This is a genomic window from Methanoculleus sp. SDB, assembly GCA_001412355.1.
Classification (GTDB): domain Archaea; phylum Halobacteriota; class Methanomicrobia; order Methanomicrobiales; family Methanomicrobiaceae; genus LKUD01.
This window is the reverse complement of the sequence record LKUD01000076.1, coordinates 1-15635: the sequence shown is the minus strand read 5'-3', so window position 1 is coordinate 15635 and position 15635 is coordinate 1. Positions and strand designations below refer to the sequence as shown.

The following is a 15635-nucleotide window of genomic DNA, read 5'->3' as shown; positions in this document are numbered from 1 at the left end:
AAAAACGGATGTTTTTTTATGAAAGATTGTTAAAGTCAAGTACATATTAAAATGCCAGTAGCATGTCTATGGGGTATATATGAACCGCACGATCTCGTTTTATACAATATTTTATGTCGGATCCCTCGTGTTCATGCGGGGCAGTGGGATTCTCGCGAAAATCCTGCTCGCTCGGTCAATAACGCCCTTTGAATACGGCCTCATTACTCTTATCGTGCTCTCGATTCCAGGCGCCCTGCAGATCGTCACGAATTTTTGTTTCTTTGATATTCTTGGGCATACGGCCGAAGGGAGAAAATATTTCAGTTTTTCCCTTCTCTATGGCGTGCTCTCGACCGCACTCATCGCCATGTTACTAATACTCGGATCGAATACATTTCTTGCGTTTCTCAACATCCCCTCCGGGCAGGGGAACCTCCTGATTGCCGTTCTGCTTGTGGTGCTTTTCTCCGTGACCCTCGGCGGTTTTATCATGGGCCTACTCCGGGGAAGGAAGAGTCATTCGATGGCCGCATCAGTATCCGTTGCACCGAGCGTGCTACGGCTGCTCTTCATTATCTGCGCTGTTTATCTCTTTGGGATTGCAGATTTTAATACCATTCTCTGGATTTTTGCACTACCGCCTCTGATCGTCCTTTTGGGAATTTTTACACTGAAATGGCGTGTCATCGTTGCATCCTTTCGGTCAGTGGCTGTGCCGAGAAAGGAAATTTTTCTCTTTGGCTTTACGGCTTTTATCATCAATGCATGGATGACACTCTCACAGCATCTTAACCGTATCGTAATAAGTCATGATCTCGGTGTGGTCTGGCAGGGGTACTTCGATGTGTCCTTAACCCTCGCTGCTATTATCACCTTCTTTACCTCGGCCCTCTATCTCGTCTCGATTCCGGAATCAACCGGTAATAACGATCGTTCAGCTCTCTTTACCAGCGAGGGCGGACTTGGGGATGTAGGTAGAATTCTGCTTTCCATGACGCTCTTTTTCGTCATTGTAATCTACTTTTATGCTTATCCGCTCATAGATCTGCTGTTTTCATCTGATTACGCCCCTGCCGGGGATTACCTCTTCATCATCACCGCAGGGTACGCACTGCTCTTCGTACAGCAGTATGTCGCCTATACAAGCCTCTCTCTTTCCAGTGACACCCCAGTCACATTCCTGCTCATCTCGATGGCGAGCATCATCGCGTTTCCGTTCTTTTCGCACGCCATGATTCTTGCGTTCGGATTTGGAGGTGCTTACGCGGCGTCGGCGCTGGTTATTCTCATTTACACCGCCTGTACGGTTTTCTGCATGCATGACAGAACCCCGCTCAGAATACTCACCGCCCGTTTTGACCGGCTGGTTCTTGCCTGCATCGGTGCGTTTACCATTATGATGGTGGCAGATTTACCTCTGTTTCCAGGCACTGCGGTTGGAGGTGCAGTGTTTTTAGTGCTTGTTGTGGGGCTTGGGTATCTCAATCCCACGGGGCTGCTCTATGCGGCAGGAAAGCGAAAGGCAGAATAGGGATAGGGTTATGCGTGTCCGGAAGACCTGAAGCCTCTAATGCCGTAATTCCGAAAAAATGCAGCAGAAGCCCTGCATTTCCTGAGAGCATCCGCCCGTGCTCTTTCTGCCCCGGGGCAAGCCAGGCAACTCTCGCTGCATCCGCCGCCGCCCTGACGGCAGGCGGTACGGAGAGCGAGATAAGAATGGATACATCCTCTAGCGCCGGGTCAAATTTTGTTGGATCAGGAAGGTGGGATAATCCTTGTCAGCAAGACAAATCTTATCTAGAGCAGCAGAAAATTTACATAGACGACACGATTCTCGGTAAAGCCAAACCTTTCGGTAGTTCCATGGAAAAAAGTAAATATATAGTCACTATCGCCACCGAGACCGAACGTAATGAATGGGATGCCATAGTCAGAGCTAATTCGCATGCTTCGCCGTTCCACCTCTGGGAGTGGATGCATGTGGATGCAGCATGGTCCGGTGCGCAGCTCTACCCTCTCATCGTTTCCGTGGGAACTACGATTGTCGGGCTCTATCCTGTTTTTATCATGAATCGATGGACCTTTCTCTGCGGTTTTTCACCACCGCCGGGAACAGCCACCCTGTACCTTGGGCCGGTGATTGCGGATTATGAAGGATTAAAGCAGAAAAAACGGGAAAGTCGGTATATCGGTGTGCAGAATGCTGTGGACCATTTTTTATTCACCCAGATGCACTGTCATTTTGTCCGGCTTTTTTCGCCTCCCGGGCTGGAAGACGCCCGCCCTTATCAGTGGGCGGGGTATAATGTAGATCCTCATTATACCTATCGCCTTGACCTTTCGAGCGGTGAGAAAGCTGTCTGGCAGCGCATTGACCGCCGGACACGTGACTCCATCAACCGTGCCGTCCGCAACGGTGTGGTCGTCACCGAAGGAGGCTACAATCAGTTCGAAGAGATCGTACGTTCCGTCCGAAAATCCCTCATCCGGCAGGGAACTGTCCGCGTCACCGATGAAGGCTATTATCGTGACTTATATGCGGCGTTCAGTTCAGGGATGATACGGATATTTTCCGCCGAATATCAGGGTGAACAAATTGGCGGAATGATTGCCCTGCACTTCGGGGGGAGACTATACCAGTGGATCGGGCTGCAAAAATCAGATTTTAAAAGTATTTCACCCAACGACCTCGTCAGCTGGGAGGCAATCCGATGGGCATGCCGGAAAGGTTGCTCCACAATCGAAATAATGGACGGTGGAGACAACCAACGTCTGCGTTTTTTTAAATCGAAATATAACCCGGATTTGCATATCTGGTTTTCTGCCGTCCGGTATTCTTCGCCGGTCTACCAGATAATAAAAACTATCTATGACTGCCTTATCTGATCATTCTGCGCTTGTGCCAACCATAGCGCATCTGTAATCATTACGTTCATCCTGGAATACGACGGGCCTTTTGCCGTTCTTGCCTTCGCCCGGTCACTCGGGTTACTGATGGTGCCCGCTACGGTCGTGTGCGGTTATATTGGATCACTTGTCTGCTCTTCACAGTGATGCGGGGTTCCGGTGGTTGCCCCGCCCTTCCCGATACTTTTACGGTATTCGGCTGCAATGTCATCTTTAACGATAAACAGGCCTGAATGACATTTCTCACTACAGTGCAACGATGCCGGGTATGTTTTCGATTTGCGTGATCCGTGCCCGTTTTCTTTCAATGATGGCGCAGTATATTCAAGGAAATGCCAGACCTGACCTGAGGTGGAAAGTATGGGACTCGAACTGAAGGTAGCGACTGAGCGGGATCGTGCGACATGGGATGCTGCAGTCAGTACTGATCCGGGAGGATCTCTATTTCACACGTGGGCATGGCTGACTACAACGGCGGCATTTTCTGTAAAACGGATTCTCGGTCGTGCCTGTCACGCGGAGCTGTATCCGTTGATGGTCTACCGTGGGGAAGAACTCGTCGCCCTGTATCCGGTCTTTGTCTACCGCCATCCCCTCCTCACTACCTCTATCTCGGGATCGTATGCTGACCAGATGATGTACCTCGGTCCAATCACCCCGACTGCGCGGCTGATGCGGAACCGGAAACGCGAAAGCCTCGGATTCGAACTGCAAAATCTCTTTGATGCCTATTTACAGGAAACGCTTCACTGCCGGTGCATTGTTGTTCGGCGCACTCCCTGGTCATCTGCTGATTCCCGTCCATGGCTCCGGAAGGGCTACGACGCAACCCCGGCCCATACCTATGTCTTTGATCTTGATAGAGGCAGTGCAGTAATATTTGAGGGATTTCACAAGGAAATCCGCCAGAACATACGAAAACTAGAGAAAAGAGGTTTGGATGTGGATAATGGGGATATCAGGGACTTCGCCGTCATCCACAGGCAGCTCATGGAACGCGGCAGGATGGGGGTTCAATTCTCGTTTTTTGAAACATTGAGCCATGTTCTTTCTCCGGAACAGTTGCAATTTCTGGTTCTTAAGGATGGAGGTAAAACGGTTGGAGGAGTGTCACTCCTCAATTGGCAGGGGCGGATGCATATCTGGGTCGGGTTCCCTGCCGTTCAGGGTTCCTACCGGGCAAACGACCTTTTAATGTGGCGGTGTATCGAACGAGCGATAGAAATAGGATGCAGTCTCGTCGAAAATATGGGCGCTGACGATGAAGCAACACTCCTGTTTAAGAAACGGTTCAACCCCCGACTTGTGCCCTATATGACATACCGGTGGGAGGCACCCGCCTTTCGCTTTGGCAGATCCGCGGCACGCTTTCTGCGGGAGGTACGGGGATGAGCGTAGGAGCACACAGCACGGCACATGGTGGCATGCTAAGCATGCTAAAGAGCTGCTCTACAGCCATTCTTACCTGCGGCTGGAGACTATGCGGAATGCATTGGATATTCATTTTGCATGCCCTGAATGCGAAACCGGCGCAGCAGATGTGCCGGATGAAAGTGTTCTGGCACTATACTCCGGACAGGTCTCACTCAATGAGTCTATGGGGGCCTGTAATGCTAGTTCCTGATATTCTGGAGGGGTATATTTACTCATGCTTCTTCTATGCTCTCGTCATTGCCGCTTGGGAAACCGGGAGGCATGAGACAACATATTAATCCTTTTTTTAACAACAACGATGTATCTCGGAGAAAATATTTTCATCCATTCCTCAATCCGTCCCGTTTGCAAAGGTATGTCGGGAAAGGGTGTACATCACAGACCAGATTTTCCTGACAGATCCTGATTTAGAGAAGCTGCTTGAATCAACGGCACATCAGAGAATCTACGAAACCAACGCGGTGTGGTTGCGGTTTCGTTTTCGCTGCAGATTCATCGGATGTTATCCGGCGGGCTGAAGGATGCCTTCGGTATCGGGGATCCTGAAGAATACTGGACGTCACGGGTCGGGCAGGGCACGCGACGGTGATAAAGAGAGCTTTTTTGTGCCGGGTGCACAACATGTTCCAGAGCCATGTCGCGTTTCGTGAAGAATGTGCTGAAACTGGTTTCCGGAAGCATGATCGCCCAGATTATCGGCATTCTTCTCATTCCCATCATCACCCGCCTCTACGCTCCCGATGATTTCGGTATTTCCCAGCTCTTCCTCTCCATCGTCGGCATCGCAGCGGTATTCTCCTGCCTTTCCTACCCTCAGGCGATCATGCTTCCGGAGAAAGATGAGGACGGCGCTCATCTCCTTATGCTCTCAATCGCCCTGCTGGGTGTCTTCTGCATATTCATGGCGGTCATTGCTCTCGTTGCCGCCGAACCCGCAGGTAGGCTGCTTAACGCACCAGCTATATCACAATACCTGATCCTTGTTCCGCTCGCCGTATTCCTCTCCGCAGGTTCGTTGGTGGTGAATTTCTGGCTTTCCCGGCGCCAGAAATTTGGAAAAGTTGCGGTTTCACGGGTTTCCGGCTCCTTTACCGGAAAAGCCGTGCAGATTGCGATGGGTGCCACACCTTCCCCGCTGGGCTTGATCACCGGGTCCATGGCAAACAACCTGATTGCCGATCTCGCTATGCTAAAAGCCATAACCGTCGACGCCGGTCTCTTCGCCCGCACCACCTCCGCGGGAATGATGCAGGTTGCTTTCCGGTACAAAAAGTTCCCTCTACTCTTGACCTGGTCGTCCGCTGCCGATGTCATCTCGACGCAGCTTCCGCCGTTTTTACTGGTCTTTTATTTTTCGCCCACGATTGTAGGTTACTATGCGCTGGCAACCCAGATCGTGCAGATCCCCATGAAGCTTATCGGAGGTGCGATCTCGCAGGTGTTTTACCAGAAGGCCTGCCATGATAAAAATACCACCGGTAGCGTCCGGCGCGTGGTGCAGGAGATGAATCTGCGACTCATCTCCGTCGGCGCTTTTCCCGTGCTTGTGCTGATGGTCGCAGGCGGGGATCTTTTTGGATTTTTCCTCGGTGGCGACTGGTATATAGCTGGAGTGTATGCGACTATCCTCGCACCATGGATTTTTGTCGCGTTCATCTCCATACCTCTTCAGAGTATCTATATGGTACTAGAGCGGCAGGGGACGAATCTTTTTTTCAATATTACCTTTCTAGCCTCACGGTTTGCCGTCCTCATCATAGGCGGGCTATCCGGAGATCCAATCATTGCGCTGGTGCTGTTTTCAGCAACAGGAACTCTGTTCTGGGGTGGGATGAACCTGAATATCCTCAGGATTGCTGATGTACCGTACCGCGATGCCCTGCTGGGCGTTCTGACCCATGTGGGGCTTGCATGTTGTATGCTGGTCCCCCTCATCCTTGCACGGTGGGCCGAATACGATGTCCCGGTTTTGATTGTCTGCATCGCGGTAGCGGGCATTCCGTACTACGGGTGGGTCCTCTCTCGGGATATATACCTGAAAACCGCATTAAGCAGCCTGCTGCGCGGATTCTGGTTTTTCCACCGGAGATGACGTTAGTGGCCGCCGTCTTTCGCCGTGCTGTTCTTCATTCCGGAGCTGACTTTTAAGCGTGGGGTATGCTGTACTAGCGTTCTATCGGAGGGAATTATCCTAGACCGGCATGGAACTGGCTCTATTGCGACTATCCACCAGTTCGCGGAATTTATCTCGCTCTCCTCCTCGTCGAAGACGGCAATAGTACAGACGGCGCATCGCCAGGGCCGCTGCTCACGCACCATATACTTGTAGATTCTGGCCAAGAGAGGAATTTTCATATAAGGACATCAGAGGGAGTGCAATGTATTAAGCCGCGATTTTCTTCCCTATACCGGTTAAAAAGTATATATGGTCGTTTCGTGTTATCTGTATAGCATCTTCCTGCAATGTCGCAGAAACCATCAGCCTTATGGCATCGTGGGCACATCATCATGTCAGGAGCGTGCCGTGGATGGAAAGTGAAGGGGGGCCGGTCGAGGAAATTGCGGCAACATCACTCCGGGCGATTATGCACACCGACTTCGAGCGGGTGCATCCGGACACGTCGCTGGCCGATATTTACCGACTGTTCGCGGTCCGGGGCCGGAGCGACGTGATCGTGATCGATGATGACGGGCATTTTGTGGGCATGATCACGGAACTCGATCTGCTCTCGGCCGTCAGTCCCGGCGTCGGCGTGCGGAGCCGCCGCAAACTCGGGTGCGTCGAATGCATGATCCGGAGCAGGGCCACACGGGCGGGCGAGATCATGACCCGCGGCCATATCACCCTCCCCGATACCGTATCGATTGAGAGGGCGATGGTGTCCATGGAAAAGAACCGCCATCCCGACGTGGTCGTGCTCGACGAGGCCGGGGTGGCGGTCGGCGTGGTCGAGATGTGCGACATCATTGCGTATTTCATCGAAAAAGGGGTGATTTAAGACAGTTTTCTGTCCGTGACGGGAGAGGTGGCAGCTTAGCTAGTCGTGTGGAAAAGCCGCACTCAAGGGTGATAAGCAGAGTAAACCCGGTATTTCCGGATGGATCACGTCCTCGTTGCCGGTCAGGGTTGAAGCGTGATGACGGAAGGCCGGGTTTCCGTGCCCACTTACCAAAAAGAAATTAATTATTCTTTTCGCGCAACCACCGCGAAGAGCAGAGCACCGATGATAAACACCGGAATTGCGAGCGTCGGGAATTCGGGAACGGGGATGTCCCCGACGGTGACGGTAACCGGGTTGCTTTCAGCATCGACGGGATTTCCTCCATCAGAGCCGGTCGCAGTTGCGATGTTGGTCGTTGTTGCGTCGATAGTGGTCGTAGCGGTATAGATCCAGACCTCTCCGGGCTCCAGTACGCCGATCACCACATCATCACCACTGTCCGGGCCTGCAATAACGCCGAGTTTATCGTCCGTAAGCACAACATCGGAGATATCCTTAAAGCCGGTGTTTTTCACCTCGAAGGTATAGGTGACACTGTCTCCGGCTGAGATCGTTGTTTTGTCGGCGGATTTCACCACCTCGAATGTCGCGGGAATTTCAATGGTTTTTTCGAGAGTGAGCAATGCCCATGGTGTCGTCAGATAGGTATTGCCATAGTTGTCGTTCGGCCAGTTGCCGGCGGCATACTGCTTGCTGACAATCTCTCCGGCCATATCACCATACCAGTCATAATTCGGATCGCCTCCGATGTCCAGCGTTTCGATGCCGAAGGCTTCGAGCCCTTTCATGATGCAGAACGTTGTCTGGTAGTCGATATTTCCGTGGGGGGTATAGTGCCATCCGCGATCCCAGGAGTTGTAGTTCCAGTTCGTCTGGATGTATGTAAGTGCATCCTTCACCCGCTGTGTTCCAACCGTGTCGCCGACCATGGCGCACTGGAAGAGCAGGTTGCCGGTCTTGAGCATGTCAACCCCGGAGGTTGAAGACGTATACCCTGATCCTCCAAAACGCCAGTCGGCCACAGAACATTGGATATAATCAATCCACCTGTCCAGTTTTGTCAGGGTTGTCGCGGGGACCGCCACGCCGAAATTGTTCTTGGCGTATGTCAGTCCGAGGGTAGCCCACCCGGATACCGAGTTGTCTGCACTCGTATATCCCAGATAATACCTCCACCCTCCTTCATAGGTCCCGGTCTGCAGCTGGGCTCTCACGAGATAGTCGGCGGCGTTTTCCACGACCTGCAGATACGTCAGCGTACCCCCTGCCCCATCAGAAACGCCGCTGTCCAGTTCAGGATGTAAGCTGGCGCTGATTGCCATGATTGCAATCCCTGTCTCGTAGCATTGCGTAGAGTAATAGATCGAACCCTGATGCGTTCCCCCTGTCTGTACTCGCGTAAACAGGTAGGCAAGCCCTTTTTTCACCTGATCCGAGTACACATAGTCCGCGGATAGAGGGTCAATTCCCTGTTCCCAGGCATACTCCTCCAGTTTCAGGACGCAAAGGCCTGTCGTACCAACTAAATTGCTACTCCCCCAGTAGCCGGCGGCATTCTGGTTGGCTGCAATCCATGCCACCCCTTTGTCAATTGAAGCCTTTATCTCGGCATCGGTTACCGCTTGGACCGGGGAGATGGCAAGGAGAATCACCATTACCGCACCGAGAATCAAAAGCCATTTCTTGTTGCTATTCACCGAAATCACCTTTACTATATCTGGCTTGGTGTTCCGATTAGCGATCTGCGTCATTGAGTCAGAAACAGAATTACTGGATTGGTAAACCGAACCAGATATTTTTCAGTCCCCTGATAGTAATATAATGATATGCCATGCAATTCACATTGCATTACCGTTAATCGTTAATTCTCACGATGCCCGTTTCTCCAGCAGGTATATTCCTCTCGTATATCATTCGTTTCGTGGAAATTTTTCAGAAGGATCTCTCCTGTGACTGCTTCCGGAAAAAAAGGAGATTTGCTAATCTTTTCGTATCGCACCGACCGCGAGGAGCAGGGCCGCGATGAAGAGTACCGGAACCGCCAGCGTCGGGAATTCGGGGGAGGGGATCCCTTCGACGGTGATACTGTCGGGAGCGATGAGATTGCCTGTATCATTGCCGGTCGAACCGGCAATACAAAGCACGAGTGCCACACCGATAATCAAGAGCTGTTTTATTGTGATGTTCACTCAAATCACCAATCACTGCATCCGGCCGCGGCGGTTCCGACTGGCGGAGGATGTGCTGATTGCTCACCGGACATTTATCAATATTTTTACGGATGATATAATGATATGCCATGCAATGATGGCAGGGCCACCGTTAATCGCTTATTTTCACGATGTTCCGTGCTGTTTCGGTGATGATCCTCTCGTGTATCATTCCGCGGGAGGGAGTGTTTCTGAAGCATTTCTCCATGCGAATCCCCGCGTGAGCAGGAGCGGCGTTGTCACGATGGAGACGATTACCATCACCGTTACCGCCGAATAGAGATCGGCGGTGATGATGCCGATCGCAAGGGAGATCTTGGCAACGACGAGCGCGATCTCACCGCGGGGGCACATGCCGAGACCGACAAGCAGGGCATCCTTCCTCCCGAGGAAGGCGGCCGAGCCGATAAAGCCGCCGATCAGTTTTCCGAGCACGGCAAGCACGACGATGATCACGATAAGGATCAGCGTCATGGATGATTCGAGGGCAGCTTTCGAAAAACTGAAGAGAAGCCCGATGGACGCAAAAAAGATGGTCACGAAGAACCCGAACCCGAAATCCATGAGGCTGTCAAGAAGCGTGCGGTCGACGCGGATCTGGTCGCCGAGGATAAGCCCGGCGATGAACGCTCCGATGGCATAGTGGAGTCCCGCCAGATGGGAGAGATACGCCGCAAGCAGTGCGATGAGCAGTGCGATGGAGTAGATCATCTCGTGCGTCTCGGTTTTTCTGGCAAGAGCAAAGAGCCGCACCATGATCCGCCGTCCGAGAGTCGCGAAGACGAGAAGGAAGAGTCCGCCGAGCGCAAGGGACGTGAGGGCGGAGGCGAAGGCCGTGCCGGCCGGCAGGGTGAGGGCTGTGAGGCCGGCGAGAAGAATGATCCCGATCAAGTCATCCAGCACCGCCGCGGAGACGATGGTGGTGCCGACCGGTGTCGTGAGCTGTTTCAGGTCGATGAGAGAGCGGATCGAGATGCCGATGGAGGTGATCGAGAGCGTGATGGCCAGAAACAGCGATTCGGTCGTGGGAAAGCCGAGAGCGTAGCCCGCAGCCAGCCCGAAGGCGAACGGTACGGCGACGCCCGCCGCCGCCGTCGCAGCGGCTACCGTCCTGGCCCTGATCAACTGGGCGAGGTTGAGTTCCACCCCTGAGATGAAGAGAAGGGCAATAATGCCGATATCGGAGAAGATCTCCATGGTCGAGTCCATGGCAACGACACCGAAGAGTGCGGGCCCGAGCACGATGCCGGCGGCAATCTCCCCGATCATCGAGGGATACCCGAGCCGTTCGACAATTTCGCCAAAGAGTTTCGCGGTGGCGAGCAGGACGATGATCGCGGGGAGAAACTCCATCGGGGAGAGGTGGGTGCCCTCTGGATAAAAACGTGCGGGGTGGTGCTCATATAGGACGGTTGCGCACATATGTACGAATGACGGGGTCATGCGGGGGCCATGATGACGGATAACGGAAACCTCAAACAGCTCTACGATTCGCTTCGTTCAGCGGAAGACGCCCCTCCGCGCTTTCCGCAGGCGGATACTGCCCCGCTTTCCGCCGGAACGGCGGCGGAAGCGCTTCGCGAAGGGCGGTGTGCACTTGTCCCCGACTGGATCGTCCGGTTCGTTGCCGCGGTTGCCGGGGACGGGCCGCACTCCCGGATCCTCGATCCCGTGGCGGGGACGGGGTCGCTCATCGCCCCGCTTGCCGCACGGCTGGCTCCCGGACGTGCCATTGCCCTCTGCGGATCGGAAGGGGAGCGGGAGCTGGCATCCACCCTGAATCCCGATGCGGCGGTCGAATGGCAGGCCGGACCGTCCCTGCCGAAGGGTTCCTTCGACTGTATCGTGTGCTGTTTGCCTGCCGATGAGCCCGGCGCTCTCTTTCCGGGGGGGACCGTATGGCGTCTTCTCGCGTCGTACACTCCCCTGCTTGCCCGGCGAGGGCGTGTATGCGCACTGATCCCGTGCGATCCCGGGATGCCCGGCATCGGCCGGGCACTGGAAAAAGGATTTACGGACGCCGGGCTGTCCGTCGCCACGGTGCTTGGCTGTGCCGGGGGGGTGCTGGCTATTGCCGGAAAGGAGGAGCCCCCCCGGATCTTCGTGGCACGGCTCATCCCCGATCAGGGGCACCTCGATATCCTGAGAAAAAACATCGAGCTCCGCCGCCGGGGCAAGGTGCCTGAGCTCGGGGTTCTCGAAGTGCCGGGATCGTTTTCATCGGTTGCAGAGACGCTCCTCCTCGCCGATATCGGCTGGCTCGCGGCGGACGCGGGTCTCTCTCCCGTGCCTCTGGGAACGATTGCCGCCCGGATCGATGAGGGGTGGGACCGGGTGCCGGACGAGAGTGCCGCAAACATTCTCTTCGTCTCCCCGAAGTGTACCGCGTCGACGTCCCGTCCCGAGTCCCTTGCCGGCGGGGGTGTTCGGCTCCTCCTTATCCCCGAACAGGCGTCGGCTGCCTACCTTGCCCGCCATTTCACGACCCGTCTCGGGAAATGCGAACGCGAGCTTGCCCGGGTCCGCGCCCGCGCGAAGGGGCTGGCGGAAGCACTCCGCACCATTCCCGTCTGCCTTCCCCCGCGGCCCGTCCAGAATACGGTGCTCGCCGTACAGTCGTCCCTCTCCCACATGGCCGGGCGGATCGACGGGCTCGAACGGGAGCTCTGGGACCACCCGTTTGCCGGTGACGCAATCCGCGGCCGGGTGGAGTCGCTCTCGCCCGGCGCGACGATTGAGGCCTGGATTGAATCGCTCCCATTCCCTCTCGCCTCCATTCTCTGGGCATACCGGGCTGAACAGGACACCTCCGCACGGGTGGACCATCTCTTCCATTTTTTCGAAGCGCTTGCAGAGTTTCATGCCGTCATTATGGCAAGCGCCCTCGCACCGCTCTGTGCCGGCAGAGAATCCGGCCTTCTGGACGATGACCCGTATTTCCGTGATTCGTACCGGTATGCCACGTTCAGGGCGTGGATCGTGCTCGCCCGGCGGCTCGCCCGGAGCACACGATCCCTCCTCGGCACCCCGGCCCGCCGGGACGAGTGCGTTCGTCTGTACCGGGGGGCGGATCGCCGTTTTCTTGCCATGCTCACCAGCCGGCGGCTGTTTGCGGTCCTCGACCGGGTTGCCGACGAACGGAATTCCTGGAAGGCGCACGGCGGGATTCTCGGCCCGGAGGAAGCGGAAAACCTGCTTGCCGAACTGGAGGCGTCACTCGCCGATATCCGGCGGACGATCGGCACCCTCTATGCGGGAGCCGTGCTCCTCGCACCCGGCACGGGGGAGTATCACGAGGGGATCTTCACCTACGAGGCGGATGCGCTAACCGGCTCGCAGCTGGTATTCCGGGAAGTCCGGGTGGAGACCACGATCCCGATGGACACGGCCCGCCTCTACCTCCTGTTTGCCGGGCGCATGGCGCCGCTGGAGCTTCTCCCGCTCGTCATGCTTGCGGAGAGCCCGTGCTCGACGATCCGGTCGTTCTATTTCTACAACCGGCTGGAAAAGGAGGGCGTGCGCTGGGTCTGCTACCATCCCGGCGGCGACGCTGAGCTCGTGACGGAAGACGGCGCTGTGGAGGAGACGCTCCGTGCACTCGGCCTGATGCCGGGTTCTCCGGAGGAATCCCCGTGAAGCAGTACCTGCTTTCCGAATCCCAGCCCTTCGACCTCGACAGCACGCTTGCGTGCGGCCAGGCATTCCGGTGGGAGTGCAGGGACGGCTGGTGGCAGGGCGTGGTCGGCACACACTGGGTGCGCATCAGGCAGGACGGGAACTGCCTGCGGTACGAGGGTATCTCCGAATCCTTTCTGGTGCGTTATTTCGGGCTGGATCTCGATCTCGATGCAATCCTTGCCTCTATTAACCGCGATCCCGTCATCGACCGGGCCATCCGGCAGTACAGGGGCCTTCGCATCCTCCGGCAGGATCCGTGGGAATGCCTCCTCTCGTTCATCTGCGCCCAGAACGCACATATTCCCTTTATTACCAGGATGATTACGGCTCTTGCCGAAACATTCGGCGATCCCGTGGACGCACCGTGGGGGGACGCCCACGCCCTCCCCGGTGCGGCTACTCTTGCGGCATGTGAGCCTGACGCGCTCACCTGCTGCCGACTCGGGTACCGGGCACGCTACATTCATGCGGCAGCCCGGCGGGCAGCAGATCACCCCGACTGGGCAGCCCGGGTGCGGGCACGTCCTCAGGAGAGTGGGCGGCAGGAGCTGATGTGTTTCTGCGGTGTCGGCCCGAAGGTGGCTGACTGCATTCTCCTCTTCGCGTTCTCAAAATGGGAAGCATTTCCCGTCGATGTCTGGATACGGCGGATTATGAGCCGGGAATATCTTCCGGAAGAATATCCCCAAAAAGTATTGGGGTGTCGTGAATATGATAAAATCCGCCGCTTTGCACAGGATTATTTCGGTGCATATGCAGGCTATGCGCAGGAGTATCTCTTTGTTCAGAGTAGGAGCTATCGTTCAGAGGTGAAAAAAAGGAAAAAAAAATGATATTTTGTTTTTCAGGGTTATTTCCGCTTGACGAGGAAGATCATTCCCAGCAGACCAATGAGTGATGCGATCGGGACTGCCAGCGTCGGGAACTCGGGAGACGGGATTGCATCTTTGACAAGCGTTTCGCAGGTCTTCGTTGTCGGTGCGGTCTGATCGCTGTCAATGGTGATGAAATTGGTAATCACCGTTCCGACTGGTGTGGCAGGTTTAACCGTCACGACAAGCGCGGCACTCCCGGTCTCGCCGGAGGTGAGCGTCCCAATTGTCCATGTCACTGTGTGAGTGACGCCATCATAGACGCCTCCTGAGACCCAGTCAACTTCGGCCGGGAGTGTATCCACAATTACTACGTTATCTACGGCGGTCGGATTTGTGTTCTCCCAGCTGATCCCGTAATTAATTGTTCCGCCCGGCAGTACCGGGTCGGGGCTGTCCGCCTTTACGAGGTTGAGCGGATTGTAGGAGATGTCCTTGCCCGGAATGCAGAGATCTGTTGGGCGAGTGAAGTGCCCCTCGGTTGCGGATTCAGTGTCAATCTGGGTCAGGGAGGAATCATATGCCATGAGGTTTGGTGAAGTGCCGGTATGCATATCTCCTGTCGTGATGTAGAGGATGCCGGTCAAAGGATCAACTTCGAGCCCTACTACTTCGTCACTTGAATCCGGTATGATGGATGTCTCCGTACCGGTATTGAGGTTGTACTGGATCAAACGGTGGTGTTCCGCTCCCGCGTTGCCGGCATAGAGATAGCCGTTCTTAAGGTCAAGGGCTATTCCCATTGCCGAGTACTGGAGTGTGATGTCACCTGCAGGTGACCAATCGCTCGTTTTGTATTTTTTAACTACAAGGTTGTTGTTCGCCACATACAGAATACCCGCGGTCTCGTCAACGGCAAGACCCCACCCGGCCGCGCCGGAAAGCGTCTTGTAGGTTCCGCCATCGAGCGACAGGGTCTTTGTCACGGGGTCATACGTATAGACATAGAACTTGTTTGAGCTCCGTTGGATTGTATACACCTTCTGTTTACTCTGGTCAACGACAACCCCGGCAAGATTACTTGCTCCGGGTGCTGCAGTTTGGCCAAGTCCCACCATCGTGGTTGCGTCGACGATTTCGATGACAGAGCTTGATTCATAGGTAATGAACAAAACTCCGGAATCTGTGTCGATGGCAATCCCGTTCGGGCCTAAATTGTGTTGATCCACATTTGTGGTGGTCTGATAGGTAAATGTCCCGTCGGGATTAAGGTTGTAGGAAAGAATCGGTGCATTTGCCGCGTTAATTGCTCCAATTACATACATGGATTTTGCCGCTGCCGGTGCTGCGATGATAAGCATAAGCGCCATGGCAACGATAAGAATCACTTTCATTTTTCTGATATGTCATACCTCCTGCTGTTTGATGTAAGGTACAGGCCGTTGGTCTTCTCTGAAATTGCTGATTGTTCAGATAGAGTGAAACTGCCAGAAAACCTTATTCGAGGGGTGTGACGAGTACTATTATAATAGAATGCAAGGCATTTGAGATAGCGATACTAAACATCACTATTGATGATCTTTTTTTTAAAACATGGTATTTGAGGAATA

General features: G+C 54.7%; 11 protein-coding genes. 7 read left to right on the top strand and 4 right to left on the bottom strand.

The window, feature by feature from the left end; genetic code table 11:
• The first annotated feature begins 79 nt into the window (after positions 1–79).
• From APR53_04645 to APR53_04625, 5 genes are all read left to right on the top strand, one after another.
• Positions 80–1513 (top strand): hypothetical protein, encoded by a 1434-nt coding sequence (locus tag APR53_04645; GenBank protein KQC03729.1) that lies wholly within the window; start codon positions 80–82, stop codon positions 1511–1513.
• A gap of 332 nt (positions 1514–1845) precedes the next feature.
• Complete coding sequence (locus tag APR53_04640; GenBank protein KQC03728.1) at positions 1846–2868, top strand: hypothetical protein; 1023 nt, start codon at positions 1846–1848, stop codon at positions 2866–2868.
• A gap of 555 nt (positions 2869–3423) precedes the next feature.
• Complete coding sequence (locus tag APR53_04635; GenBank protein ID KQC03727.1) at positions 3424–4281, top strand: hypothetical protein; 858 nt, start codon at positions 3424–3426, stop codon at positions 4279–4281.
• A gap of 676 nt (positions 4282–4957) precedes the next feature.
• A complete protein-coding gene (locus tag APR53_04630) occupies positions 4958–6415 on the top strand; it encodes a hypothetical protein (protein ID KQC03726.1) in 1458 nt (485 codons plus the stop codon).
• Positions 6416–6851: 436 nt separating this feature from the next.
• Positions 6852–7322, top strand: a complete 471-nt coding sequence (locus tag APR53_04625) for a hypothetical protein (GenBank protein KQC03725.1) — start codon at positions 6852–6854, stop codon at positions 7320–7322.
• A gap of 185 nt (positions 7323–7507) precedes the next feature.
• Here APR53_04625 and APR53_04620 read toward each other — a convergent pair whose 3' ends face one another.
• From APR53_04620 to APR53_04610, 3 genes are all read right to left on the bottom strand, one after another.
• Positions 7508–9031, bottom strand: a complete 1524-nt coding sequence (locus APR53_04620; GenBank protein ID KQC03724.1) for a hypothetical protein — start codon at positions 9029–9031, stop codon at positions 7508–7510.
• Between the two features lie 273 nt (positions 9032–9304).
• Complete coding sequence (locus tag APR53_04615) at positions 9305–9514, bottom strand: hypothetical protein (GenBank protein KQC03723.1); 210 nt, start codon at positions 9512–9514, stop codon at positions 9305–9307.
• A 189-nt stretch (positions 9515–9703) separates the two neighbouring features.
• Positions 9704–10888, bottom strand: a complete 1185-nt coding sequence (locus tag APR53_04610; GenBank protein ID KQC03722.1) for a hypothetical protein — start codon at positions 10886–10888, stop codon at positions 9704–9706.
• A 99-nt stretch (positions 10889–10987) separates the two neighbouring features.
• On the opposite strand from APR53_04610, the gene APR53_04605 reads away from it, so the two are divergent.
• Positions 10988–13171 (top strand): hypothetical protein, encoded by a 2184-nt coding sequence (locus APR53_04605; GenBank protein KQC03721.1) that lies wholly within the window; start codon positions 10988–10990, stop codon positions 13169–13171.
• Positions 13168–14046 (top strand): hypothetical protein, encoded by an 879-nt coding sequence (locus tag APR53_04600; protein KQC03720.1) that lies wholly within the window; start codon positions 13168–13170, stop codon positions 14044–14046. The genes APR53_04605 and APR53_04600 overlap by 4 nt, the downstream gene beginning before the upstream one ends.
• Before the next feature lie 17 nt (positions 14047–14063).
• On the opposite strand, the gene APR53_04595 is transcribed toward APR53_04600, so the two are convergent.
• Complete coding sequence (locus tag APR53_04595; GenBank protein ID KQC03719.1) at positions 14064–15419, bottom strand: hypothetical protein; 1356 nt, start codon at positions 15417–15419, stop codon at positions 14064–14066.
• Positions 15420–15635 lie beyond the last annotated feature (216 nt).

Coding starts and splice junctions, on each gene's coding strand:
- APR53_04645 (KQC03729.1), top strand. CDS start 80: ATGAACCGCACGATCTCGTTTTATACAATATTTTATGTCGGATCCCTC.
- APR53_04640 (KQC03728.1), top strand. CDS start 1,846: ATGGAAAAAAGTAAATATATAGTCACTATCGCCACCGAGACCGAACGT.
- APR53_04635 (KQC03727.1), top strand. CDS start 3,424: ATGGTCTACCGTGGGGAAGAACTCGTCGCCCTGTATCCGGTCTTTGTC.
- APR53_04630 (KQC03726.1), top strand. CDS start 4,958: ATGTCGCGTTTCGTGAAGAATGTGCTGAAACTGGTTTCCGGAAGCATG.
- APR53_04625 (KQC03725.1), top strand. CDS start 6,852: ATGGAAAGTGAAGGGGGGCCGGTCGAGGAAATTGCGGCAACATCACTC.
- APR53_04610 (KQC03722.1), bottom strand. CDS start 10,888: ATGGAGTTTCTCCCCGCGATCATCGTCCTGCTCGCCACCGCGAAACTC.
- APR53_04605 (KQC03721.1), top strand. CDS start 10,988: ATGATGACGGATAACGGAAACCTCAAACAGCTCTACGATTCGCTTCGT.
- APR53_04595 (KQC03719.1), bottom strand. CDS start 15,419: ATGAAAGTGATTCTTATCGTTGCCATGGCGCTTATGCTTATCATCGCA.